23 protein-coding genes are annotated in these 22,413 nt (G+C 64.8%); 9 read left to right on the top strand and 14 right to left on the bottom strand.

Going from position 1 to position 22,413, the window contains the following annotated elements:
* Positions 1-103 precede the first annotated feature (103 nt).
* Positions 104-1,576, top strand: a complete 1,473-nt coding sequence (locus tag A3K89_RS23145) for an APC family permease (RefSeq protein WP_068431335.1) — start codon at positions 104-106, stop codon at positions 1,574-1,576.
* Between the two features lie 173 nt (positions 1,577-1,749).
* Positions 1,750-2,931 carry a phytanoyl-CoA dioxygenase family protein gene (locus tag A3K89_RS23140; RefSeq protein WP_068431503.1) on the top strand — a complete coding sequence of 394 codons (1,182 nt, stop codon included), beginning with the start codon at positions 1,750-1,752 and terminating at the stop codon, positions 2,929-2,931.
* 28 nt (positions 2,932-2,959) lie between these two features.
* Here A3K89_RS23140 and A3K89_RS23135 read toward each other — a convergent pair whose 3' ends face one another.
* On the bottom strand, positions 2,960-3,541 hold the full coding sequence (locus A3K89_RS23135) for a DedA family protein (protein ID WP_114331009.1): 582 nt from the start codon (positions 3,539-3,541) through the stop codon (positions 2,960-2,962).
* A gap of 183 nt (positions 3,542-3,724) precedes the next feature.
* Between A3K89_RS23135 and A3K89_RS23130 the strand changes: the two genes are divergently transcribed.
* The 3 genes from A3K89_RS23130 to A3K89_RS23120 all read left to right on the top strand — a co-directional run bounded on the left by A3K89_RS23130 (position 3,725) and on the right by A3K89_RS23120 (position 6,586).
* Positions 3,725-4,333, top strand: a complete 609-nt coding sequence (locus A3K89_RS23130) for a GyrI-like domain-containing protein (RefSeq protein WP_068431331.1) — start codon at positions 3,725-3,727, stop codon at positions 4,331-4,333.
* A 110-nt stretch (positions 4,334-4,443) separates the two neighbouring features.
* On the top strand, positions 4,444-5,922 hold the full coding sequence (locus A3K89_RS23125; RefSeq protein ID WP_068431329.1) for an MFS transporter: 1,479 nt from the start codon (positions 4,444-4,446) through the stop codon (positions 5,920-5,922).
* Positions 5,867-6,586 (top strand): TetR/AcrR family transcriptional regulator, encoded by a 720-nt coding sequence (locus A3K89_RS23120; RefSeq protein ID WP_084424024.1) that lies wholly within the window; start codon positions 5,867-5,869, stop codon positions 6,584-6,586. Before A3K89_RS23125 ends, A3K89_RS23120 begins: the two co-directional genes overlap by 56 nt.
* A 16-nt stretch (positions 6,587-6,602) precedes the next feature.
* On the opposite strand, the gene A3K89_RS23115 is transcribed toward A3K89_RS23120, so the two are convergent.
* Complete coding sequence (locus A3K89_RS23115) at positions 6,603-7,481, bottom strand: glucose 1-dehydrogenase (protein WP_084424044.1); 879 nt, start codon at positions 7,479-7,481, stop codon at positions 6,603-6,605.
* A gap of 27 nt (positions 7,482-7,508) precedes the next feature.
* Positions 7,509-8,879, bottom strand: a complete 1,371-nt coding sequence (locus tag A3K89_RS23110) for a mycothione reductase (RefSeq protein ID WP_254303647.1) — start codon at positions 8,877-8,879, stop codon at positions 7,509-7,511.
* A gap of 109 nt (positions 8,880-8,988) precedes the next feature.
* Here A3K89_RS23110 and A3K89_RS23105 point away from each other — a divergent pair, with 109 nt between their 5' ends.
* On the top strand, positions 8,989-10,017 hold the full coding sequence (locus A3K89_RS23105; RefSeq protein ID WP_084424022.1) for a 1-phosphofructokinase family hexose kinase: 1,029 nt from the start codon (positions 8,989-8,991) through the stop codon (positions 10,015-10,017).
* On the top strand, positions 10,014-10,778 hold the full coding sequence (gene surE / locus A3K89_RS23100) for a 5'/3'-nucleotidase SurE (RefSeq protein WP_068431324.1): 765 nt from the start codon (positions 10,014-10,016) through the stop codon (positions 10,776-10,778). The genes A3K89_RS23105 and surE overlap by 4 nt, the downstream gene beginning before the upstream one ends.
* Positions 10,779-10,784: 6 nt before the next feature.
* Here surE and A3K89_RS23095 read toward each other — a convergent pair whose 3' ends face one another.
* From A3K89_RS23095 to A3K89_RS23060, 8 genes are all read right to left on the bottom strand, one after another.
* Positions 10,785-11,456 (bottom strand): 4-carboxy-4-hydroxy-2-oxoadipate aldolase/oxaloacetate decarboxylase, encoded by a 672-nt coding sequence (locus A3K89_RS23095; RefSeq protein ID WP_068431321.1) that lies wholly within the window; start codon positions 11,454-11,456, stop codon positions 10,785-10,787.
* 8 nt (positions 11,457-11,464) lie between these two features.
* The gene (locus A3K89_RS23090; protein WP_068431320.1) at positions 11,465-12,676 is read right to left on the bottom strand and encodes an aspartate transaminase; all 1,212 of its coding nucleotides are present in this window, start codon (positions 12,674-12,676) and stop codon (positions 11,465-11,467) included.
* 113 nt (positions 12,677-12,789) lie between these two features.
* Positions 12,790-13,821, bottom strand: a complete 1,032-nt coding sequence (locus tag A3K89_RS23085) for an L-idonate 5-dehydrogenase (protein ID WP_068431318.1) — start codon at positions 13,819-13,821, stop codon at positions 12,790-12,792.
* A complete protein-coding gene (locus A3K89_RS23080; protein ID WP_068431317.1) occupies positions 13,814-14,569 on the bottom strand; it encodes an SDR family oxidoreductase in 756 nt (251 codons plus the stop codon). The genes A3K89_RS23085 and A3K89_RS23080 overlap by 8 nt, the downstream gene beginning before the upstream one ends.
* Positions 14,570-14,579: 10 nt before the next feature.
* Positions 14,580-15,923: an MFS transporter gene (locus A3K89_RS23075; RefSeq protein WP_068431314.1), complete on the bottom strand. Its 1,344-nt coding sequence runs from the start codon at positions 15,921-15,923 to the stop codon at positions 14,580-14,582.
* Positions 15,920-16,957, bottom strand: a complete 1,038-nt coding sequence (locus A3K89_RS23070) for a biotin-dependent carboxyltransferase family protein (RefSeq protein WP_068431313.1) — start codon at positions 16,955-16,957, stop codon at positions 15,920-15,922. The genes A3K89_RS23075 and A3K89_RS23070 overlap by 4 nt, the downstream gene beginning before the upstream one ends.
* Entirely contained in the window at positions 16,950-17,642 is a 693-nt protein-coding gene (locus A3K89_RS23065; RefSeq protein WP_157105422.1) for a 5-oxoprolinase subunit B family protein, read from the bottom strand. The genes A3K89_RS23070 and A3K89_RS23065 overlap by 8 nt, the downstream gene beginning before the upstream one ends.
* Positions 17,639-18,430, bottom strand: coding sequence for a LamB/YcsF family protein (locus A3K89_RS23060; RefSeq protein WP_068431311.1), 792 nt, complete (start codon positions 18,428-18,430; stop codon positions 17,639-17,641). The genes A3K89_RS23065 and A3K89_RS23060 overlap by 4 nt, the downstream gene beginning before the upstream one ends.
* Before the next feature lie 271 nt (positions 18,431-18,701).
* On the opposite strand from A3K89_RS23060, the gene nac reads away from it, so the two are divergent.
* Positions 18,702-19,634 carry a nitrogen assimilation transcriptional regulator NAC gene (gene nac / locus A3K89_RS23055; protein ID WP_174551498.1) on the top strand — a complete coding sequence of 311 codons (933 nt, stop codon included), beginning with the start codon at positions 18,702-18,704 and terminating at the stop codon, positions 19,632-19,634.
* Here the strand turns inward: nac and A3K89_RS23050 are convergent.
* Positions 19,628-20,545, bottom strand: coding sequence for a D-isomer specific 2-hydroxyacid dehydrogenase family protein (locus A3K89_RS23050; protein ID WP_254303646.1), 918 nt, complete (start codon positions 20,543-20,545; stop codon positions 19,628-19,630). The two genes, nac and A3K89_RS23050, sit on opposite strands and share 7 nt — an antisense overlap.
* Before the next feature lie 40 nt (positions 20,546-20,585).
* Positions 20,586-21,359, bottom strand: a complete 774-nt coding sequence (locus A3K89_RS23045) for a glucose 1-dehydrogenase (RefSeq protein ID WP_068431305.1) — start codon at positions 21,357-21,359, stop codon at positions 20,586-20,588.
* Between the two features lie 220 nt (positions 21,360-21,579).
* Between A3K89_RS23045 and A3K89_RS25895 the strand changes: the two genes are divergently transcribed.
* The gene (locus A3K89_RS25895) at positions 21,580-21,726 is read left to right on the top strand and encodes a hypothetical protein (RefSeq protein ID WP_157105421.1); all 147 of its coding nucleotides are present in this window, start codon (positions 21,580-21,582) and stop codon (positions 21,724-21,726) included.
* Between the two features lies 1 nt (position 21,727).
* On the opposite strand, the gene A3K89_RS23040 is transcribed toward A3K89_RS25895, so the two are convergent.
* The gene (locus tag A3K89_RS23040) at positions 21,728-22,408 is read right to left on the bottom strand and encodes a TetR/AcrR family transcriptional regulator (protein ID WP_068431302.1); all 681 of its coding nucleotides are present in this window, start codon (positions 22,406-22,408) and stop codon (positions 21,728-21,730) included.
* Between the last annotated feature and the right edge of the window lie 5 nt (positions 22,409-22,413).

The raw sequence follows: 22,413 nt of genomic DNA, 5'->3' as shown, positions 1-22,413 counted from the left end.
GGTACGGGCGTATTTCCCGATATGTCCGTAATCCCGAAAAGTCGCAAAATAGACATCGAGTTCGGTTGGCGAACACGACAATTCGTGTTCTAGCGTCACATGAATGGACATATTCCGCACCAAGACGGTCGACGAGATCAAGAACGATGTGGATGACGACAGTGGCCCGGGGAGTCTGCGCAAGCAACTGCGTCTTCGTGATCTCGTCGGCTTCGGCTTCGGCGTCGGAATCGTCATCGGGACGGGCATCTTCACGCTGACCGGAGTTCAAGCGAAGGAGAATGCCGGCCCCGCCGTCGTGCTGTCGTTCGCGATCGCTGGTGTCGTCAGTTTGCTCGCCGCCCTGTGTTATGCCGAACTGGCGTCCGCGGTTCCGACGGCCGGGAGCGCCTACACCTACGCCTACGCCACCTTGGGCGAACTGTTCGCATGGATCATCGGCTGGGATCTCGTGTTGGAGTTCGCTCTCGGCGCCGCAGTCGTCGCCCGCAGCTGGTCGGGGTACCTTGCGGACCTGTTCGGACTTCCACCAAGTCTGTTCACCGAGGAGGCGCCCGTCAACGTGGGCGCTGTGCTGATCGTCGTCGCGCTCGGAGTGGTCGCGGCGGTCGGTGTCAAAGAGTCTGCGCGCGTGACGAACACGCTCGTCGTAATCAAGGTGGCGATCTCGGTGTTCATCGTCGTCGCCGGCTTCTTCTTCATCAGCAAATCCAACCTCGTGCCCTTCGTTCCGAAGTCGGCCCCGGCGGAGGCAGGCGGCTCGACCCTCGACCAACCGCTCATGCAGGCAGTGGCGGGTATCGCGCCTGCAGCATTCGGCGTCGCGGGCGTCGTCACTGCCGCAGCAGTGGTGTTCTTCGCCTACACCGGTTTCGAAGCCGTCGCCAATCTCAGTGAGGAATCCAAGCATCCGTCACGCGATCTGCCTCGGGCGTTGATCGGCACGCTGGTGGCCTGCACAGTTCTCTACATGCTCGTCGCGTTCGTCGTGACGGGAATGGTCCAGTACACCGATCTCGACGACAGTGCTCCGATTGCCAAAGCTTTCGACGCGGTCGGTGCGAGCTGGGCCGGCTCCCTCGTGTCGATCGCAGCGGTCGCAGGACTGACGTCGGTGATCCTCGTCGAACTGGTGACGATCAGCCGCATCGGGTTCGCCATGGGACGGGACGGCTTGCTGCCGAAATCGGTCGCCAAGGTCTCACCCCGATTCGGCACACCCACCCGACTGACCGCAGGCGTCGTGGTAGCCGTCGCGTTGCTCGCCGCGCTGGTGCCGCTGAAGGAACTCGCCGAAATGGTCAGCATCGGAGCGTTGTTCGCGTTTCTCCTCGTCTCCCTCGCGGTGCCGATTCTTCGGCGGACCAAGCCGGATCTGAAGCGGCCCTTCCGTGTTCCGTTCTCTCCGCTCGTGCCGATCCTGTCCGGTCTTGCCTGTGTCTATCTGATGCTGAACCTGGTGGTCGAGACGTGGATTCGGTTCTTGGTGTGGCTCGCGCTCGGGCTGGTCATCTACTTCGCGTACGGACGTCGACATGCACGGCTTGCAGCCACGATGGCGACCGACAAGAGCTAGCGTCGGTCGCGTTCCACGGCCGCGCGCGCCGACACGATCGCCGTTCGATATCCTCGAGGGAAAGTTGATGGGTTTGCGGGTTGTGCGCGTGCTGCCGCGTTCGGCAAGCTTTGAACCACTTCACCGGAACCGTGATGCGCGGTTCCACCCTTTCCACAGCCGAGGACGGTGTCATGACCAGCAACATCCAGCAGACCCCACGCACCGGCCGACTTCGCGAGTCCGATTGCGACATCGACGAATTCCGAGCTCTGGTGTCGCAGGAAACGGCGTTGGCCGACTACCCGCACGCGTTCGACGTACTGAAGAACGTGTTGATCTACGACGCAGCTGCGCTGACCGACAAGGCCTCGGATGCGGCTGTTCGTGCCGAGATTCAGGACGAGCTCGCGGACGCTTTGCTGAACGGGCCCGGAATTGTGGTGTTCAAGAAGGCTTTCACGTCGGAACACGCGATCGAGGAAACCACCTCGACATTCCGCGACATCATTCGTCGGCAGCACGAGAGCGGTGTGGTGGGCGGAGATCATTTCGCGAAGCCGGGTGCGAACGACCGCATCTGGTCCGCATTGCAGAAGCTCGCGATCGCCGAGCCCGAACAGTTCGCCCGTTACTACTCCAACGACCTTCTCGCGCTGGTGTCCGAGGCGTGGCTAGGTCCGATGTACCAAGTCACGTCGGCGATCAACGTCGTCAACCCCGGTGGGGCCGCACAGAATCCGCATCGCGACTACCACCTAGGCTTCATGTCGACGGACACCGCGGCGAAGTTCCGGGCACACATCCATCGACTGTCACCGGCCCTGACGCTGCAGGGAGCAGTGGCGCACTGCGACATGCCGATCGAGAGCGGCCCGACGATGTACCTTCCGTACTCGCAGAAGTTCGAAGCGGGCTACATCGCGTTCAACCTTCCGGAGTTCAGAGAGTACTTCGCGGACAACTACATTCAGCTGCCCCTCGAGGAGGGCGACGCGGTGTTCTTCAATCCCGCCCTGTTCCATGCCGCCGGTCACAACACGTCGAGCGACATCTATCGCATGGCGAACCTGCTGCAGGTCTCGTCCCCGTTCGGACGGGCGCTCGACAGCGTCGACCGTGAGGTCATCGGTTCCGCGCTGTACCCGATCTTGCTCGACTGGACCGAGCAGGGTCGGGACCGCGAGGTCGACAACGTGATCGCTGCATCCGCCGAGGGCTACGCATTTCCGTCGAACCTGGATCTCGACCAGCCGATCACCGGATTGGCAGGGGAGACCCATGCGGAACTGGTGAAGCGCGCCGTGGACAGCCGCATGAGCCTCGAGGAATTCGACGTGGCGGCACGAGCGCTGTTCGCTCGTCACCAGGCCTAGACGGTTCGACGCCGTCGGCCGGTCTTCGTCAGGAGGCCGGCTGGCGGCGCTTCTTCCTCTTCTTCACGACGAAGAACACGACCAGAGCGACGACGACCCCGATGACGACGTACTGGAAAACCGAGGCGTAATTCTCGACGTAGTGCCAGTTCTCGCCGAGGAAGTAGCCGGCGAGGACGAAGATCGAGTTCCAGATCAGGCTGCCGAGCGTGGTGTAGAGGGTGAACTGCAGGACGGGCATGCGAGAGACGCCTGCAGGTACGGAGATGCCCGATCTCACCATCGGAATCATGCGACCGAAGAACACCGCCGATCGACCGTGGCGGGCGAACCAATCCTCTGCCTTCGCGAGATCATTCGTGTCGACGAACGGCATGCGGTCGACGATCGCGTACATCCGGTCACGCCCGAGCTTCACGCCCAGCCAGTACAGAACGAGCGCGCCGATCACCGAGCCTGCTGTGGTCCAGAACAACGCGCTGAACAGCGTCATCCCGCCTTGCGACGCGGTGAACCCCGCCAACGGCAGGATGATCTCACTCGGCAGGGGAGGGAAGAAGTTCTCCGCCGCGACCGCGATGCCCGCTCCTGGGCCGCCGATCGCCTCCATCAATCCGACGGCCCAACCGGCCAGTCCACCCAGCTCGTTCTCGGATGCAGCGATGCTCGATACGTGGTTCACTGCATCCACTGTACGAAATGGACGATTCGGGCGCCGTGGCGTGCTCGGTCGAGTCCTCGTTCAGGCGGTCAGCGGTACTGTGATCGCCTGAACCGACGGACGGGGCCCGGCGTGAAGGTCGATTTCAAGACGACACTCGACGGATACGTCGCGCGTCTCGGCGAGTTTCGAGTCGTCGACATGCCGCCGATGCAGTACGCGATGATCGACGGTCAGGGCGACCCCAACACTGCATCCGCATACGCCGATGCGCTCGCCGCGCTGTACCCGGTGGCGTACACGCTGAAGTTCGCCAGCAAACGCGATCTGACACGCGACTACGTCGTACCGCCGCTGGAGGCGCTGTGGTGGGCGCCGGACATGGACTCGTTCACGACCGCTCGGGACAAAACGGCATGGCACTGGACGGTCATGATCATGGTGCCGGACTGGATCGACGCGTCGATGTTCGACGCGGCCGTCGTCGCCGTGAGGGGCAAGAGCAACCCGCGGAGTATCGACGCGGTGCGTGTCGAGACGCTTCGAGAAGGCCGGTGTGTTCAGACGCTCCATGTGGGCCCCTACGACGACGAGGCTCCTGTGCTCGCAGAACTGCATCACCGCTATCTGCCCGAAGCGGGGCTGACGATGACCGGCAAGCATCACGAGATCTATCTGAACGACCCACGCCGCGTGGACGCGTCGAAACTGCGCACCATCTTGCGTCAGCCCGTCGCGTGATAGAGGACACATCCACCGCGAATTAGTTGACGGATACAAGCAACGTTCGTAGTTTAAGTCAGTCGACTGAACCACATGGCGGTCGCACGTCCCCTATTTCTGGAGTTCTCATGAGCTTTACGCACGCTGCGCACGACGAGCAGCACGCGCCCGCAACGGGTCCGGTCGTCGCCGTACTCGCGTTCGCGGGCATCGTCGTCGCACTGATGCAGACCCTTGTCATTCCGTTGATCCCGCAGTTGCCGTCGCTGCTGAACGCGCCGGCGTCGGACACCGCGTGGGTGGTGACGGCGACGCTCTTGGCCGGAGCAGTCGCGGTCCCGACGATGGGTCGTCTCGGAGACATGTTCGGTAAGCGTCGGATGCTGCTCGTCAGCCTCGGGCTCCTGATTGCCGGGTCCGTGGTCGGCGCGCTGAGCAGCAGCCTCGTTCCGCTCGTCGCAGGGCGCGCGCTGCAAGGACTTGCAGCGGGCGTGATTCCGCTGGGGATCAGCGTCATGCGGGACGTCCTGCCCGTGCACAAACTGCCCGGCTCCATCGCTTTGATGAGCGCTTCGTTGGGCGTCGGCGGTGCACTGGGATTGCCTGCAGCCGCCTTGATCGCCGAATACACGAACTGGCACTTCCTGTTCTGGACCGCGGCCGGGCTGGGTGCGGTCGTCACGGTGCTGGTCGTCACGGTCGTCCCCGAATCGGCCGTCCGCACCGGTGGTCGGTTCGATTTCGGTGGTGCGGCCTCGCTGTCGATCGGCCTCGTCACGCTGCTCCTCGGGATCTCGAAGGGCGCAACGTGGGGCTGGAGCAGTGGCACGACGCTGGCGTGCTTCGTCGTCGCGGCGGCTGCGTTCGCGGTGTGGGCCTGGTGGGAACTTCGAGTGGCGCAGCCGCTCGTCGATCTGCGCGTCAGTGTCGGCAAGCAGGTGTTGTTCACGAACCTCGCGTCCATCGTGTTCGGCTTCGCGATGTTCGCGATGACGCTGGTTCTTCCGCAGGTTCTGCAGATGCCGAAGGAGACCGGATTCGGATTGGGGCAGTCGATGCTGTTGTCCGGTCTCGTGATGGCGCCGTCCGGTCTCGTCATGATGGTGGTGGCGCCGCTCTCGTCGAAAATCACGACCACCATGGGTCCGAAGGTGACGTTGATGGTGGGTGCGATCACGGTGGCAATCGGTTACGGAGGCGGCGTCTTCCTGATGGGCGCCGTGTGGCAGCTCGTTCTGGTCTCGCTCGTCATCGGTGCGGGCACCGGTCTGGCTTACGGTGCGATGCCTGCGTTGATCATGGGAGCCGTCCCCGCGTCGGAGACTGCCGCGGCGAACAGCTTCAACACGCTGATGCGTTCTCTCGGAACGTCGTTCGCAAGTGCGGTCGCGGGCGTGATCCTCGCGCAGATGACCATGTCGATGGGCTCGGTGTCGTTGCCGTCGCAGGACGGTTTCAAGGTCGTCATGGGGGTCGCCGCGGGCGCGGCGGTTGTCGCATTGGTGATCGCAGCCTTCCTGCCGCGGTTCGTTCCGGCACGACCGGACGCCGATGCGAGCCGGTCGGTGGCGGTCTCCGACGACGACGAGTCGGTCTCGGCCCGATAATGCTGCAGTGACGCATTCGAAGAGCAGATCACCTCGCGCGGCAGAGACGCGCGAGGTGATTCTGACTGCCGCAGAACGGCTGTTCGCCGAACAGGGCGTGTTCGCAGTGTCGAACCGTCAGGTCAGCGAAGCTGCGGGCCAAGGGAACAACACGGCTGTCGGCTACCACTTCGGTACGAAGGAAGACCTGGTGCGCGCGATCGTCGTCAAACACGCTCGCGGTATAGAGCGAATCCGGCGAGACCTGCTGGAATCGGATGCGAACGACGACTCGGACCGAGACGATCTGCGCACATGGATCACGCTTCTCGTCAGGCCGTCGACCGACTATTTGGCGCAGCTCGGACGTCCGACGTGGTATGCACGATTCGCCGCGCAGGTGATCACCGATCCCGTGCTCCGTCCGATCGTGTACGAGGAAGCACTCGCGTCTGCATCGCTGCGTCGCATCGTCGCGGGCCTCGACGCGCGCAAGCCCGACCTGCCCGCCGACGTCAGGAGCTCGCGCGGGGCGATGGCACGCAACCTGATGACACACTTCGTCGCCGAAACGGAACGGGACGTCGCCGACTCGCGCGCGGACCCCGTCGAGGAGTGGAATCGGTGCGGTACCGATCTGATCGACGCGATCGTCGGGTTGTGGCAGGCCCCGAGCACCCGATGACGACGACGGAGTCGCCTCACGTCATCGGCGTTCCCCCGGTCACGGCGATGGTCTCGCCGGTGATGTAGCTCGAATCGTCCGAGGCCAGGAACACGTACGCGGGCGCGAGCTCGGCAGGTTGTCCTGGGCGTCCGAGAGGGACCGTCTCACCGAACTTCTCGAACTTGGATGCGGGCATGGTCGCCGGTATCAACGGGGTCCAGATCGGTCCCGGAGCGACAGCGTTCACACGGATTCCGCGCTCGGCGAGATCAGCGGACAGACCCTTGGTGAAGGCCACGATACCGGCCTTCGTCGTAGCGTAGTCCAACAGCTCCGGCGAGGGATTCGACGCCTGAATCGACGTGGTGTTGACAATCGTGGACCCCGATTTCATCACTCCCACAGCGGCTTTCGAAATCCAGAACAGTGCGTACAGGTTGGTCTTGAGCACCCGATCGAACTGTTCGGTAGTGATGTCGGAGATACCGCCGTTCTGGGCCATCTGGTACGCGGCGTTGTTGACCAGAATGTCGAGGCCGCCGAGTGTGTCGACCGCCGCGGATACCAGAGAAGCGCACTGCGCCTCGTCGGTGATGTCGCATGCGATCGCGCGTCCGGAACGTCCCGCGGATTCGATCAGTTCGACGGTCGCCTGGGCGTCGGCAGCCTCCGCTTCGAGGTGCGCGATGACGACGTCGGCGCCTTCTCTCGCGAACGCCAGCGCGACCGCGCGGCCGATTCCCGAATCGCCGCCCGTGATCAGTGCTTTGCGCCCGTCCAGTCGCCCGGATCCGCGGTAGCTGTTCTCTCCGTGGTCGGGAGCGGTCACCATGTCCTGGGTCAGCCCTGGATGCGGCAGTTCCGGCTGTCCGCTCCGTTCGGGCATCGGAAACCTGGTCGTCGGGTCGGTCATGTGCATGTCCTTTCGTTCGAGATGATTTCAGTGAATGTCCAACAGCGTGTTCTCGATCAGTTCCGGGAGCGCCGGATGTGTCCAGAACGGCCGTCGGGCGAGGTCTTGCGCCGAGATGTCGAAGTGCATTGCGACGGAAAGAATATGGATCATCGTCGCCGCCTGCGGTCCGAGAATGTGGGCGCCCAGTATTCGACCGCTGTCCGGGTCGGCCAGGATCTTGCACAGACCCGTGTCGTCTTGAATGGCCCACCCGAAGGCGACGTCCGAGTACTTCTTCTGTGCGACCACGTAGGCGGTGTTCGAGTCTCGCAGTTGCTGTTCCGTCTTTCCGATGCTGGCGATCTGGGGAATGGTGAAGACAGCCGACGGCACGAGGTCGTCGTCCATCCGGAGGAAATGGTCCGGGTCGGCCAGGTTGTGTGCCACCACCTTCGCTTCACGGTTGGCGACATGCTTGAGTGGAACGGACGCGCAGATGTCACCGAGCGCGAAGATGCCGTCGACGTTGGTGCGTTGTTGCGCGTCGGTGAGCAGGTGCCCGTCGTCGTCCATGTCGAGTCCTGCTGCGGCGCAGTCGAGTCGATCGGTGTTGGGTGTGCGCCCCGTCGCGACCAGCACGGTGTCGACGGTCAGTGTGTCGCCGTTCTCCAGTGACAGGACGATGCCGTCGGCCGTGCGGCGTGCCGCCGTCACCGAGTTCTCCAGTCGAAGATCGAAGCGGGCCGAGGACACTGTCGTGAAGGTGTCGGTGATCGTCTCGTCGTGGCCCGACAACAGAGTCTTCGACGGTTCGATGATCGTGACGGCCGACCCGAAGCGCGAGAAGATATGTGCGAATTCGGCTCCGATGTACCCGCCGCCCAGAACGGCGAGGCGCGTCGGGGCCTCGTCGATGCGCATGATGGAATCCGATGTGTGACAGCCGATGTCGTCGCCGGCGAGAGCGTCGGGGACGACGGGTCTGCTTCCCGCCGCGACGACGATGCGATCGCCGCTGACATCGGTCGTCGATCCGTCCGCCAGTTCGACGCGCAAGGATTTCTCACCGACGAACCGGGCGGTTCCGGTCAGGACCGTGATGTTGGGGGCCTCCTCACGCCCCCGACGCGCGTCGCGCGCGTCACGATCGAGGCGACCGAAGATGCGATCGCGAGCGTCGGGCCACCGGGCCGACACCGAGTCCTGATCGACAGGTACATCGAAACTCGGCGCGCCGACGACGGTGTCGACCACATCGGCCGTGTACGCGAACATCTTCGACGGGATACATCCGACGTTCAGGCAGGTACCACCGAAGGCGGCTTCCTCGACGATGGCGACGGACTTGTCGTCGAAGCGGCTGTCCGCGACCATGTTTCCCGAACCTGCGCCGATGATGACGATGTCGAAGTGCACGTGTGCGAGCCCTTTCGGTGGTCGTGTGCCTGGTTCACACCGCGCTTCGGGCGAGGCGCGCGAGAGGGCCACACCTCTTCGGTGTTGCCGAACCGTCGCCCCGCGAAACATGCACGACGGCGGCGCCGCCGGCATCGACGGCGTCCGAAAAGTCCGTTTGACCCGCGCGTGGATCGGGCATTCCGTCTCGGTGCCTGACATTCGCGAAAGTCCGACCGCATTCGTATTCGCCCCTTCGCCGTTGTTGACGGTGACGCTGGATTGTTCGCCCAGCGGTGACCCGGAACTGCACGTGCATGCGGGTGGCCAAGGGCATTGGATCTCCCGGATGGCTTCGGTGCTCGGCCTGGATGTGACGCTGTGCGGGGTCTTCGGTGGTGAGATCGGTGGCGTTCTGCGTGACCTCATCGAACGCGAGGGCATCAAGGTCGAGGCCGTCGAGATCGGCCAGGAAAGCGGTTCGTACGTGCACGACCGCCGCGACGGGGAACGCAAGGAAGTCGCGACCGTCGACCCGCCGCCCTTGGCGCGCCACGCACTGGACGACTTGTTCGGCCTGTCGCTTGCAGTCGGAAGCAAGAGCGACATCGCCATTCTCGGCGGACCCCACTCCGGGAACGTCGTCCCACCCGAGCTCTACACCCGACTGGCCGCCGATCTGACTGCGCTCGGGGTGCCGATCGTGGCGGATCTGTCCGGACCGACGATGACGGCCGCATTGGCAGGTGGGCTCACCGTGCTCAAGGTCAGTCACGAGGATCTGATCGAGGACGGCCGAGCCGATTCCGAGGAACCGGAGGCGCTGATCGAGGCCATGCGAGCGCTGCACGACGAGGGCGCCCAGGTAGTCGTCATCTCCCGTGCCGCGGAACCCGCGCTCGCTCTGGTGGACGACGAAGTCCTCGAAATCGTGACCCCCGACCTGAGTCAGGTCGACCACCACGGCGCAGGCGATTCGATGAGTGCCGGTATCGCGACCGGTCTGGCGAGAGGAAGGTCGATGAGGGACGCTCTGCAACTGGGTGGCGGTGCGGGAAGCGCCAACGTCACGCGACGTGGCCTCGGCAGCGGTCAGCGCGATCTCGTCCTGCGACTGACAGAGGCCGTGGATGTCCGCCCGTTCGGATCCGCGTCATGAGGGCACTGGTCACCAACGACGACGGCGTCTTCAGCGACGGCATCGCTTTGTTGACGCGTATCGCCGTCGAAGCTGGTCTCGACGTAGTCGTCGCCGCTCCGCACGAGGAGCGCAGCGGTGCGAGCGCGTCGCTGACGGGGATGGGCAGCGACGCGCGTCTGGCGGTCACGACCCGGTCCATCGACGGTCTGGCCGACGTCCCGGTGTATGCCGTGAAGGCGTCGCCGGCCCTGATCGCGTTCGTCGCCACACGCGGCGCGTTCGGGGATCCACCCGACCTGGTGCTGTCGGGCATCAACCACGGCCCCAATACCGGCTCGGCCGTGTTGCATTCGGGAACCGTCGGCGCGGCTCTGACGGCGTCGACACACGGCGTGGTGGCAATGGCGGCGTCGCTCGCGACGACGAACCCCACGCACTGGGACACCGCCGAGCTCGTGGTACGCGATGCGGTGCGGTGGACGATGGAGAACGGTAGGCCGGATTCCGTGCTGAACGTCAACATTCCCGACGTGCCACTCGACGAACTCGAGGGCGTCGCCGCTGCGCCGTTGGCCGAGTTCGGCGCGGTGCAGGCGGAGATCGGCGACCGAGGCGAGGGCTTCGTGACCGTGCGCTTCGACGAGATCGTCGCGGAGAGCGACGACGACAGCGATGCCGGGCTCATCGGCCGTAAGTGGGCGACCGTGACCTCGCTGCGCGCACCGAGTGCTGTCGACGTCGATCTCGCGGCCTTGACCAGGACGATCTCGTCGCGGTAAGCGTCTCTAGACGTCGACGGTGAGACCCTTGCTTTCGAGAACCGCTGCGAGATTGCTGACCTGAATGGGCGTCTCGCCTCGCTTGTAGCGTTCGATGTACTCCGCCTCGGCGGCGTCGCGTTCGCGGCAGGCGTCGATCGCCGACCGCACTTCTTCCCTACGCGTCAGCACGACACCGTCGCAGTCGCCCTTGATCACATCTCCGGGGCGGACGAGCTGTCCGCCGAAGACGAGCGGCTGGTTGATCGGCCCGAGGGATTCCTTGACGGTTCCCTGGATGCACACATGCTTGCTGAAGACCGGGAAGCCGAGTTCGCGAATTTCACGCGAGTCGCGGACACCGCCGTCGGTGACGAGTGCTGCGATACCGCGTGCAACACAGGCATTGGCGAGCACGTCGCCGAACTGGCCCGCGGGCTGGTCGCCCGAGGACACGATCAGCACATCACCCGGCTGGGCGTAGCTGATGGCGACCTGCAGCATGATGTTGTCGCGGGGATGGCACACGACCGTGAAAGCCGGTCCGCAGAACGACATGTCGCGATCGAGGGGCTTGATGCCGGAATCGAATGCGCCGGAACGTCCTTGAGCCTCGTGAATGGTTGCGGCCGAGAAGGCGCCGAGCTCGTCGACGAGTTCCTTCGCAGGGCGGTCGATCTTGGTGGTGACGTGGACCATGAGAATTCCTATCGAGTCAGTGACGAGACGGCTGCGGAGATACTGGCCGCGGCGGAACGTAGAACGTCCTCGGACGTGGCGAACGAGACCCGGAAGTACCCGTCCGCGCCGTACGCGGACCCCTGGATCGTCGCGACCGAAGCGTGATCGAGCAGGTAGAGAACGACATCCTGATCGCTACGGAGTTCGACACCCTCGGGTGTGCGCGCGCCGATCAGGGAGGAGCAGCCGACGAAGAGGTAGAACGCACCCTGCGGGAGTACGGGGTCGAGCCCGTCCACGGCGTCGAGCAACTCGAACACGACGTCGCGTCGGTGTCGGTAACTCGCCACCGACTCCGTGACGAAACTCTGATCACCGGACAGCGCCTCGGCGGCAGCAGCCTGGCTGATCGACGACGGGCACGACGACGACTGAGACTGCAACTTGTTGATCGCGCCGACCAGCTCCGGATTGCCGACGCCGTAACCCAGCCGCCAGCCGGTCATCGCGTACGACTTCGACACGCCGTTGGTGAGGAAGACGCGATCGCGCAGGTGGGGTGCGATGCCGAGCAGCGTGGGAGCGGGGGCGTCGAGATAGCAGATCTCGTCGTAGATCTCGTCGGAGAGCACGTGGACATGCGGGTGCCTGTCGAGCACCGCGGCCAACGCCGCCAACCTGTCCGCGTCGTAGATCGCGCCGGTGGGGTTCGACGGGGTGTTCAGGATGACCCAGCGGGTGGCCGGTGTGATGGCAGCTTCGAGACGTTCCGGCGTCAGCAGGAATCCGTCCGACTCGGGGCAGTCGACGACGACGGGGGTGCCGTCGTGCGCCTCGACCATGTCCGGGTACGAGACCCAGTACGGGGAGGGGACGACAACCTCGACGCCGGCTTCGACCGTCGCCATCAGCGCGAGGAAGATGACTTGCTTCGCGCCACCGCCGATGGTGATGCGCGACGCGTCGTAGTCGAGACCTGTCTTCTCCATCAACCGCTTGGAGATCGCTTCGCGCAGTACTGGAATGCCGTTGACGGCAGTGTATTTGGTCAATCCGGATTGCATCGCCGCGATCGCGGCCGTCTTGATGTGGTCCGGTGTGTCGAAGTCGGGTTCACCGACGGTGAGATCGAGGATCGATCGCCCTTCGGCCTTCAGTTCCCGAACCCGTTGTGCCGCTGCAACACTCGGAGACTCACGCATGCGGGTGACACGCGAGGCGAGAAGGGGCGAAGACATGTGATCTCCTCGGGTGAATATGGTGGTGTCGACATCGACGCTAGCGTCGAATGTTCCTGATGCCCAAGACCTGTTCGTTCTCGGGATATAACGATCGGCGATGACGCGCAGGCTCAGAACTCGAGCAGGACCTTGCCGGAGTGTGCGGAATCCTTGGCGACGGCGAATGCTTCGAGAGCATCGTCGACGCCGAAGGTATGGGTGACCACGGCGCTCGCGTCGAGCGAACCGTCGGCCAGCGCCTCGAGGACGTCGTCGATTTCGCTGTTGAATCGGAAGGAACCGACCAGCTCGAGTTCGCGCGTGATGACGAGAGACAGTGGAGCAGGCTGCATTCCGGTCGGAAGCAGTCCGAGCATGACCACTCGGCCACCGCGCGTCGCACCGCGGATGGCCGACTCGAGACCGAATCGATTGCCGGAGCACTCGATGACAACGTCGGAATCGACGCAGGCAATCGATTCGGAGTCCGAGGCGTCGAGGGTGCGGGTTGCACCCACCGACCGGGCGATCTCACGCGGCGTCTCGTGCAGGTCGACCGCGACGATCTCGGCGGCACCGGCGCGTGCCAGCACCGCGACGACGAGTGCGCCGATGGGTCCGCATCCGACGACGAGCGCCTTCTTTCCCGTCACGTCGCCGGCACGTGCAACCGCGTGCCATGCCACCGCGGCCGGTTCCGCGACGGCAGCCGTGCGGAAGTCCAGAGTGTCGGGCAGAGGGCGCAGCATGCGACTCGGCAGCACCGAGTACTTCGCGAAAGCTCCCTCGGTGTGGGGAAATTGGGCCGCGCTACCGAGATAGGTGCATCCTGGTGAGAGGTTCGGCCGATCCTCGGGATGACGCACGGTGCCGGGCTTCGGGGTGGCAGGGTGCACCGCGACACGGGTCCCGGCGGCGGGACCGCTTCCGTCGGCCGCCGCCGCCGCGACCGTGCCGACCACTTCGTGGCCCAGAAGCATCGGAGCTTTCAAGATGGACTCGCCTGCGGCGCCGTGCGTCCAGTAGTGCAGATCGGATCCGCAGATTCCGCCGAACGCGATCTCGACGACGGCCTCGTCGGCAGCAGGACGGCGAACCGGCACCTGTTCGACGCGCAGGTCGTCGGCTGCGTGTGCGACCACGCCGAGCGTCGTCTCAGTCATTGCGCCGCACGAAGTCGAGGCCGCCGGGGACCTGGAACGTCGGCATGATCTCCATCAGGCCCATGTTGACGTGGCGCGGTGCATCGAGTGCGAACTCGATGGCGTCGGCGATGTCCTTGGTGGTGATCGATTCGAAGCCCTCGTAGAACGTGTCCCACGCTTCCTTCATGGCTTCCGGTGTTCCGCCGAGATTGCGACCGAAGATCTCGGTCTCGACGCGGCCGGGGCAGATCTCGGTGACGCGTATGCGCTTGCCCTTGGTGTCGTTGCGGAGCTGGCGCGAAATCTGGTGCACCGCAGCCTTCGTGGCGTGGTAGGCGGTGTGTCCGTAGAAGTTGTACAGACCGGCGATGGAGCTGATGTTGACGACGTGTCCGCGGTCGCGTTCGACCATGCCCGGCAGAAGCAGCCGGCACAGATGGAGCACGGCGCGGAGATTGACGTCGACCATCGCGTCGACGGATTCCTCGCTGGCGTCGAGGATGTTGCCCGTCGCCGACACGCCTGCGTTGTTGACGAGAATGTCGATGTCGAGATCCCCGACAGCTGCAGTCAATGCGGCTGTGTCGGTGACGTCCACGGCGAGCGGAATCATTCCGGTCCGTGATGCGACGTCGTCGAGTTTGGCAGCATCGCGGGCGAGGCCGTACACGGTGATTCCGCGTTTGGTGAGCAGTTCGGTGGCGGCGGCGCCCATTCCGGTGTTCGCTCCGGTGACGAGGGCAGTGCTGTAGTCGCTGAATGGCATGACAGAGTCCTTAGAGAGTGTCCCGAAGCGGTTCGTGGGCGCGGTCGGTGATGGTGCTGACGGCGATGAGCGTGCCGATCGCGGTGATCACCGCGTAGTAGGCAGGGACGTAGATTCCGAAGTGGGGGATGAGCCAGGTCATCAGCAGCGGAGCCGTTCCACCGAACAGAGCGGAGGAGATGTTGTACCCGAGGCCGTACGCGGAGTAGCGAACGCGGGTGGGGAACAGCTCCACGATCAGGATGTGGATGACGGCAGTGTGTCCGGCGAAGATGACGGCCATGACGCAGGCGCCGAGGACGGCGAGGGCGACGTTGCCGGTAGCGATGAGTGCGTAGCACGGGATGCCCGCGACGGCCATGGCCGCAGCCGCTCCGGCAATGACGTTCTTCCGACCGATCCGGTCCGACAGCGCGCCCATGAACGGGATTGCAATGCAGATCGCGACCAGCGATGCGGCGGTGACGAGCAGCGCGGTGCCGGTGGAGAATCCGATGCTCTCACCCTTGAGGAACGTGGGCATGTACGAGAACAGGACGTAGTAACCGGAGCCGTTCATCAGCGGAATGAACAGGGCCAACAGCATTGCCTTGCGGTGCTCGGGGGTCGCGAATGCTTCCTTGAGCGGGTTCCGAGACAGACCGCCTTCGGCCTTCAGCTTCTCGAAGTTGGGGGTGTCGCTGATTGCACGACGGATGTACCACCCGGCGATTCCCATCGGAATTGCGACGAGGAACGGAACGCGCCATGCCCAACTCGCGACGCCGCCGCCGTCGATCGCTGCCTCGTTCAGCCAGGGCGACATCGCGAAGGCGACGAGCGTGCCGGTCAGCAGAGCGAGGAACGATGCGATCTGGGCGTAGCTGGTGATTCGACCGCGCTTGTTGTCCGGAGCGTGCTCGGCGAGGAACGTCATCGCGCCTGCAGCCTCGCCGCCCACCGAGAAGCCCTGCAAGATTCGCAGCAGGATCAACAGCGCGGGAGCAGCGATTCCGATGGCCTGGTAGGTCGGAAGCAGACCGATTCCTGCGGTGGCGACGGAGATCAGCATGATGACGAACACCAGCATCTTCTGTCTGCCGATGCGGTCACCGAGGATGCCGCAGACCACGGCGCCGAGCGGTCGAATGAAGAACGAGATGGCGTAGCCGGCGAACACGAGCATCAGGGCATCCGACGACTTCGAGACGTCGAAGAACACGATGGCCAGCGCCGTCGCCATGAAGGCGAAGATGCCGTTGTCGTACAGCTCGACGAAGATGCCGACACAACCGGCCAGGACGACCTTGCGAATCTTGGTCGTCTCCGGTGCCGGGGGTGCAGTGCCTGTGTCCGGGGTGAGTGCGTTTGTCATGCTGACTCCAGTGTGAGTGCAGAGCTGGGTAGTGGTCCAGGGCCGACGTGAGTCGGAATGCCGAGCGCGGTGAAGACCGTGTGGACTCTCGACCGCACTGCATCGATGTCGGATTGCCGTCGTCGGTGCGCAGCGACCGCGCTGTCGATGCCGGTACGGGTGAAACGGACGGTGTGGCCGGGTCGAGCCTGGCCGAGTAGTGACAGGCCGATCGTGGTGACGACGGCGAGCACCGGGTAACCGGCAGTCACCCCGCGTCCTCGATGGAGGACGAGAAGTTCGTTACCGGCGGGAACCTCGACGGCTCCGATCGGAACACCGCGGGACAACATCTCCGTCGCCGCGGTGCGTTCGGGAAGCCGATGGCCGTCGGGTGGGGCCAGGCGAAGTCCGATGTGATTGCTGGCGACACCGACGGTGAAGGTGGTGTCGAACAGCCGTGTCTCGGTGCCACCGAAGTCCCCGATGTCGGGGCCGTCGGTGACGGGAACGTCCCAGTGGTCGCCGAACCGGGGGCGGGCGGCGCCGAGACGAAAGACGGGGATGTCGAAATGGGGGTGTCGTATCGGAGGGCAGTCGACATCGATCTCGATCGTGTCTCCCGATGCGAGGTGATTGCCGAACCCGAGCACGGAATCCGGTGCGCAACTGTTCATCAACGACCGCGCGTGCACGGCACCGTGCACGGCGATGTAGACGCGCAGCCCATGACGGATCCGTGTGACGGACAGCGTCGCGCCTGCCGGAACCACCACGGGTTCCCATTGCGCGGCCCGAACGCCGTCGACGCGAACATCGGCCGGGGCGCCGGTGACAGCGACGAGTATGTCGGTGCTCGGCACCATGGCGAAGTCCAACGCCATAAGTTCCATCAACGGTGCAGTCGGGCCGCTCGCGACGAGAGCGTTCGCGACCTCGGCGCTGTACTGATCCGACGCGCCACCGGTCATCTGCCCGACACGGCTCGCGCGCCGCCGTCCGAGGTCGGTGACGGCGGAGATCCCAGGCTGCAGGATCGTCAAGGTCTCAGCCATCGATGCCTCCTGCGTACGCGTCCCACTCCGCAGCGTCGATGGGTTCGAAACGAAACGTGTCTCCCGGGGCGAACGGCGACAACGGGCTCGACGTGAGGTCGACCAGTTCGACAGGTGTGCGGCCCAGAACCTGCCAACCGCCGGGTGCCGGTCGGGCGGATACGACGGCCTGACGTCCCGCGACGGCGACAGCTCCGGCCGGAACACTCGGGCGTGGACTGGACCGTCGAGGAATGGGAAGTTCGAACGCAGGCCCGTCGAGCATGGGCGCTCCGCCCGGAGACCCGAAGCAACGCATGGTGAGCGGCTCGGAGGAGTGGATACGGACGACCTCGTCCGTGCTCACTCCCAGTACCGAGGCGACGAGCTCCAGATCGGGACCGTGGGCACCTCCGTAGACGACCGGAACGACGAAGGACCGCGGTGCGCGATGCTCTGTGTCGCCACCTGCCAGTGCTGCGGACTCGACGGCCCGCCGTACCGCGTCGTGTGAGGTTGTCACGCAATCGAATTCGACGAGCAGCGCGTCGTAGGTCACGATCGCGCCGAACACGCCTACGGGACTGCGAGCGTCGAGGGTGGCCGCCAGGGCGTGTACCCGGGCCCACTTCTCTTCCGTCGTCGCCGCCGACGACGTGACTCGCAGTGCCGAGTCGCCGCAGTCGGTGATGGTCAAGCCCGTCATGCCGGACAGCGATCGCGGCGCACGGTGTCCGAATGCAACCCCCGAATCTCGACGCCTGCCGCGTCGAGAGCAGCTCGAATGGCTGCGGCGGTGCGGACTGCACCCGGGTTGTCGCCGTGCAGTAGAACGGTATCGGCCGCGATGGCGATCGGTGTGCCGTCGACCGCGTCGAGAACACCGTCGACCACCATGCGCACCGTGCGAGCCACCAATTCGTCGAGGTCTTCGATCACGGCTCCCGGCTCGGTGCGCGGCACCAGGGTGCCGTCCGGTCGGTACGCGCGATCGGCGATTCCGACGATTCCGACGCGTACACCTCGCGTGCGGGCCTCGTCCGCGAGGCAGCCGTCCTGCGCCATGACGATCATGCTCGGGTCGAGGGCGCAGACGGCGTCGACGACCGCGGTGGCGTAATCCGGTCGTGTCGCAACGAGATTGCCGAGCCGGCCGTGCGGAGCCACGTGCGTGACCGACGTACCGTGCGCCGTCGCGAACGCCTGCAGGGCACCGATTTGGTACAGGACGTCCGTTCGTACCTCGTCGGGCGTCAGATCCATTGCGCGACGGCCGAATCCGGCCAGATCGGGGAAGCTCGGGTGCGCGCCGACGGCAATCCCACGTTCGACGCAACGCCGAACGGTCAGGTCCATCGTGCGCGGGTCGCCTGCATGGAAGCCGCAGGCGACATTCGCCGACGTGAGCAGGTCGAGCAGCGCCTCGTCTTCGCCCATGGTCCATGCGCCGAAGCTCTCGCCCAGATCGGCGACGAGGTCGATTCTGGAAACCATCGCTTCCTGCCTTTCTGCCTGTCGAAGTGGAACGTCAGGTGACGGCGGGCTGTACGCCCGGTGCCGCATCTCGTTGGAACGGACGCTACGCAGGAACGGCGATCGAGCGTTAATACCCGTTCGCAGTGATGTAATAGCAAAGGCCTATGCTGGTTCACCTGGGAATATGCGGGACCCGCGTGTCGGATGCACGTGAATCGCTACAGCGCTGTAGCTCATCTGAAACGGTGAGGAAACCTTGTGCTGAACCGATAGGAGAGAAGAACAAACAGTGGACACACGACGGCTGTACTCGTTCGTTCGCATCGTCGATGCCGGCAGCATCACGCGCGCAGCGGACATCCTCCACATCGCCCAGCCGGCGCTCAGTCAACAGATGACGGCGTTGGAGTCGCACTTCGGGCAGCAGCTCTTGATTCGCAGCAAACAGGGCGTCGAACCGACCGACGCAGGAAAGGCGTTGTACCGACACGCGCAGGTGATTCTGCGGCAGGTGGAGAGCGCACAGGCCGAAGTCAGTGTCGTCGGAAGGGAATTGGCCGGCGGCGTGTCGGTGGGGCTTGCTCCGTACAGCACCGTCGCTGCGATCGCGCTGCCGCTGCTGACGGCGGTCCGTGCGCGGTACCCGTCGATTCTGTTGCATATCAACGAGAACTTCGGCGGTGTGCTCAGCGAAGCGATGATGACCGGCCGCATGGACATGGCTTTGCTCTACGACGCGGGCCCGATCAAGGGCGTCACGTTCGAGAGGCTGCTGACCGAGGAGTTGATGGTGGTCGCGCCGTCGGGAACCGGTCTTCCCGGCGAAGTCGGTAGCGCCGTGTCGTTGCTCGACCTGCTCGAAGTGCCGCTGCTGCTTCCCGGCCGGATGCACACGATCCGCAAGGTCGTCGGAGCAGCGTTCGAATCCGCTCTGGCACAACCGAAGATCGTGGCGGAGGTCGAATCGGTGACCCTGATGGGTCAAGCCGTCAGAAGTGGCCTCGGCGCGACGGTGTTACCGCTGTCCGTGGCGCGCAGAATGATGAACGTTCAGGGGCTGGAGCTGCGACGGATCGAACCGGTCATCGAAGTGCAGGTGTCGTTGGGGACACCCGCGAACCAGCCGCTGTCCAAACCCGCCGAAGCGGTCCGTGAGGTGCTACGGACGGTGTTGGCGGAGTACGTCGCCGCCAACACCCGTCCGCCCGAACGAGGTCAGTAGCCCCGGTTCGGGTCGATCTTGGCTACCAATTCGCTTCCAGCGCAGCGAAGTTCGACGTTACGTGCGATGTGTGCAGCCAGCGCCGTCGACAATCCGGACGCTGGGTTCGCGACGTGAGGTGTGATGATCGCGTTCTCGAGCGACCACAACGGGTGCTGGTCGGGGAGTGGTTCGGGATCGGTGACGTCGAACGCGACTCCGCCGATCACTCCGTTCTTCACTGCGTCGACGGCAGCATCGGTGTCGACCAGTGCCCCGCGCGCCACGTTGACCACCCACGACGACGGCTTCATGCGGGCGAACGCGGACGCGTCGACCAGATGCGCGGTTTCGCTCGTCGCAGGCGCGGCGATCACGAAATGATCTGCGTTGGACCAGACTTCGTCGACACGGTCGGCGGGCAGCGTGAGCGCGGCGCCGTCGACCGGAACCCCCGAGCGCGTCACCGCCAGCACTTTCGCGCCCGCTGCGTGCAGGAACGGGATGAGTGCCCGGCCGATGCCGCCGCACCCGACGATCGCGACGGTGCTTCCGTCCAGCGTCCCGACTCGCGGGTCGAATTCGTCCTTCCGCCAGGAGTCTGCCTTCAGCTGCTCGGGCAGGTGTCGGACACCGGCCAGCAGCAGCATGATGGTGTGTTGTGCGACCGTGCGGGAATAGGCGCCGGCGGCGGACGTCCACGTCCTCTTCTCGTCGACGATCCCTGCGTCCAACCAGGACTCGACGCCCGCCGACGAGAGCTGCACCCAACGGATCGAGTCGGGCAGATCACGCGGGAACGAATCGGGACCCGCCGTCCACACCACCGCGTCGGCGTCGTCGAGCGGTGCGAGGACGCCTCCCGCGCCGGTGATCGCGTCGGCCAGTTCGGCATTGTGCGTCGGGCCGAGGTGTATACGTACAGGTGCCACGAGAGATCTCACTTCTTCTGGACGAAACGGTTGGTGTGTGTCAGACGACGGCGGTCATGCCGCCGTCGACGTACAGAATCTGGCCGTTGACGAAATCGGATGCGGGCGAGGACAGGAACAGCAGCGAACCGACCAGTTCCTCGGTACGGCCCCATCGACCGGCAGGCGTGCGCGCGGCGAGCCAGGCAGTGAATTCGGCGTCGTCGACGAGCGCGCGCGTCAACTCGGTGTCGAAGTAACCGGGCGCGAGAGCGTTGACCTGAATACCGCGCGGAGCGAGATCCGCGCACATACCGCGGGTCAGCATCTTCAACCCGCCCTTGCTCGCCGCGTAGGGTGCGATGCCTGCCCGTCCCAGTTCGCTCTGGACCGAACAGATGTTGACGATCTTGCCGTGCCCGCGATCGACCATCGCGCGTGCGAACTCACGGCCGACGTAGAACGCACTGGTGAGGTTCGTATCCAGTACCCGACGGAAATCGTCGTCGGGGAACTCGAGCAGCGGAGCGCGATGCTGAACGCCGGTGTTGTTCACGACGATCTCGACCGGGCCCACCTCGGACTCGATACGCACTGCTGCCGCCGCGACCTGGGCCGAGTCCGTGACATCGAATGCGTCGGCGCGGACGTCGGCTCCGGTCGCCTCGGCGACTTCGTCACGAGTGCGAGACAGTGCGTCGGCGTCGCGCCCGTTCAACACGACGCGCGCGCCCGCCTCCGCCAGCCCGGTGGCCAGCGCGCGGCCGATGCCTCTGCTCGATCCGGTGACCAGTGCAACCTTGTCGCGCAAGTCGAAAACCTCATGGCCGTGCACGTATCACGCCTTCCGTGGAGAGATGTCGTGGTCTCGGCGCTGCCGAGGTGTCTGTCGATACATCCTGCCAAGCGACATTCGGTGCGCAAGGCCGACGGGCATACCTATCGGGTCTGACGTCATACGCGGCGCCTCGTCGGCAATGTGATTGAAGATGAGACGAGCTGGGTATCACCTGCTCAGGCGCGAGCCGAATGAGACGAACACCTGGAGGAGATCGGTGGAGAACAGCAGGTCGGGGTCCGAGACGAACGCAGTGCAGTCGTGGTGGGACCAGACGATGGCAGTGTGCAGGCGTCCCGCAGACGCTACGGCGGACGTGACGGTGCGGCAGGAATTGCAGCTCGCGGGCGCGTCGGACCGCTAGGTCATCGCTGCCGACGGGTCTTCCTCGGTGATTCCAGCCCCTCCAGAACGAGGCAGAGATACTGGTCGGCGAGCTGCTCGGCCGACAGCTTCCCCGACGGGGTGAACCATCGGACGGCTACCCACACCGAATCGCGCAGGAAGCGGTACGCGATGATCGGATCGAGATCGTCGCGGAAGTCGCCCTGCGCGATTCCGTCTTCTATCACCTTGACCCAGATCTGCCGGACGTCGGTTTCGGCCTTGGTGAGGTACGAGAAGCGAGGGAACTGGGACAGGTAGTTGCGTTCGTTCTGAATGACCGTGATGGCTGCTCGGTGCGGACCGAGGGAGACGAACGCGGCGAGGATCAGTTCGCGCAGTGTCGTTTTCGGATCGAGATCGCGTCCGGCGATGTCCCGGTAGGTGGCCATGAGACTGTCGAGATAGCTCGTCAGTATCTCGTCGATGATGGTTTCTTTGGAATCGAAGTGGTGGTACAAGCTGCCCGACAGCACGCCTGCCGCGTCCCCGATCTCGCGCACGGTCGTCGATCGAAAGCCGCGCTCGGCGAACAGTTCTGCTGCGATGTCGACGAGAGCCTGACGGCGCGTCGAACCCTGGGATGCCGGGTCGGTCGCGCGCCCGTTCTTGCGGCGCCGCGGTGCCGCGGGGCTCCGCGAGGGTTCGGTCGATGCAGCCATGCGCA

It is taken from the genome of Rhodococcoides kyotonense, assembly GCF_001645385.1.
In the GTDB taxonomy this organism is placed as follows: Bacteria; Actinomycetota; Actinomycetes; order Mycobacteriales; family Mycobacteriaceae; genus Rhodococcoides; species Rhodococcoides kyotonensis_B.
Note: the sequence above shows the minus strand (reverse complement) of the source record. Positions and strands in the feature narration are given on the sequence as shown.

What these genes read in the sequence shown, in the direction of transcription:
- A3K89_RS23145 (WP_068431335.1), top strand. Translation starts at nt 104, where the DNA reads ATGGACATATTCCGCACCAAGACGGTCGACGAGATCAAGAACGATGTG.
- A3K89_RS23140 (WP_068431503.1), top strand. Translation starts at nt 1,750, where the DNA reads ATGACCAGCAACATCCAGCAGACCCCACGCACCGGCCGACTTCGCGAG.
- A3K89_RS23135 (WP_114331009.1), bottom strand. Translation starts at nt 3,541, where the DNA reads ATGGAGGCGATCGGCGGCCCAGGAGCGGGCATCGCGGTCGCGGCGGAG.
- A3K89_RS23125 (WP_068431329.1), top strand. Translation starts at nt 4,444, where the DNA reads ATGAGCTTTACGCACGCTGCGCACGACGAGCAGCACGCGCCCGCAACG.
- A3K89_RS23120 (WP_084424024.1), top strand. Translation starts at nt 5,867, where the DNA reads ATGCGAGCCGGTCGGTGGCGGTCTCCGACGACGACGAGTCGGTCTCGG.
- A3K89_RS23115 (WP_084424044.1), bottom strand. Translation starts at nt 7,481, where the DNA reads ATGACCGACCCGACGACCAGGTTTCCGATGCCCGAACGGAGCGGACAG.
- A3K89_RS23105 (WP_084424022.1), top strand. Translation starts at nt 8,989, where the DNA reads ATGCACGACGGCGGCGCCGCCGGCATCGACGGCGTCCGAAAAGTCCGT.
- surE (WP_068431324.1), top strand. Translation starts at nt 10,014, where the DNA reads ATGAGGGCACTGGTCACCAACGACGACGGCGTCTTCAGCGACGGCATC.
- A3K89_RS23095 (WP_068431321.1), bottom strand. Translation starts at nt 11,456, where the DNA reads ATGGTCCACGTCACCACCAAGATCGACCGCCCTGCGAAGGAACTCGTC.
- A3K89_RS23090 (WP_068431320.1), bottom strand. Translation starts at nt 12,676, where the DNA reads ATGTCTTCGCCCCTTCTCGCCTCGCGTGTCACCCGCATGCGTGAGTCT.
- A3K89_RS23085 (WP_068431318.1), bottom strand. Translation starts at nt 13,821, where the DNA reads ATGACTGAGACGACGCTCGGCGTGGTCGCACACGCAGCCGACGACCTG.
- A3K89_RS23080 (WP_068431317.1), bottom strand. Translation starts at nt 14,569, where the DNA reads ATGCCATTCAGCGACTACAGCACTGCCCTCGTCACCGGAGCGAACACC.
- A3K89_RS23075 (WP_068431314.1), bottom strand. Translation starts at nt 15,923, where the DNA reads ATGACAAACGCACTCACCCCGGACACAGGCACTGCACCCCCGGCACCG.
- A3K89_RS23070 (WP_068431313.1), bottom strand. Translation starts at nt 16,957, where the DNA reads ATGGCTGAGACCTTGACGATCCTGCAGCCTGGGATCTCCGCCGTCACC.
- A3K89_RS23065 (WP_157105422.1), bottom strand. Translation starts at nt 17,642, where the DNA reads ATGACGGGCTTGACCATCACCGACTGCGGCGACTCGGCACTGCGAGTC.
- A3K89_RS23060 (WP_068431311.1), bottom strand. Translation starts at nt 18,430, where the DNA reads ATGGTTTCCAGAATCGACCTCGTCGCCGATCTGGGCGAGAGCTTCGGC.
- A3K89_RS23040 (WP_068431302.1), bottom strand. Translation starts at nt 22,408, where the DNA reads ATGGCTGCATCGACCGAACCCTCGCGGAGCCCCGCGGCACCGCGGCGC.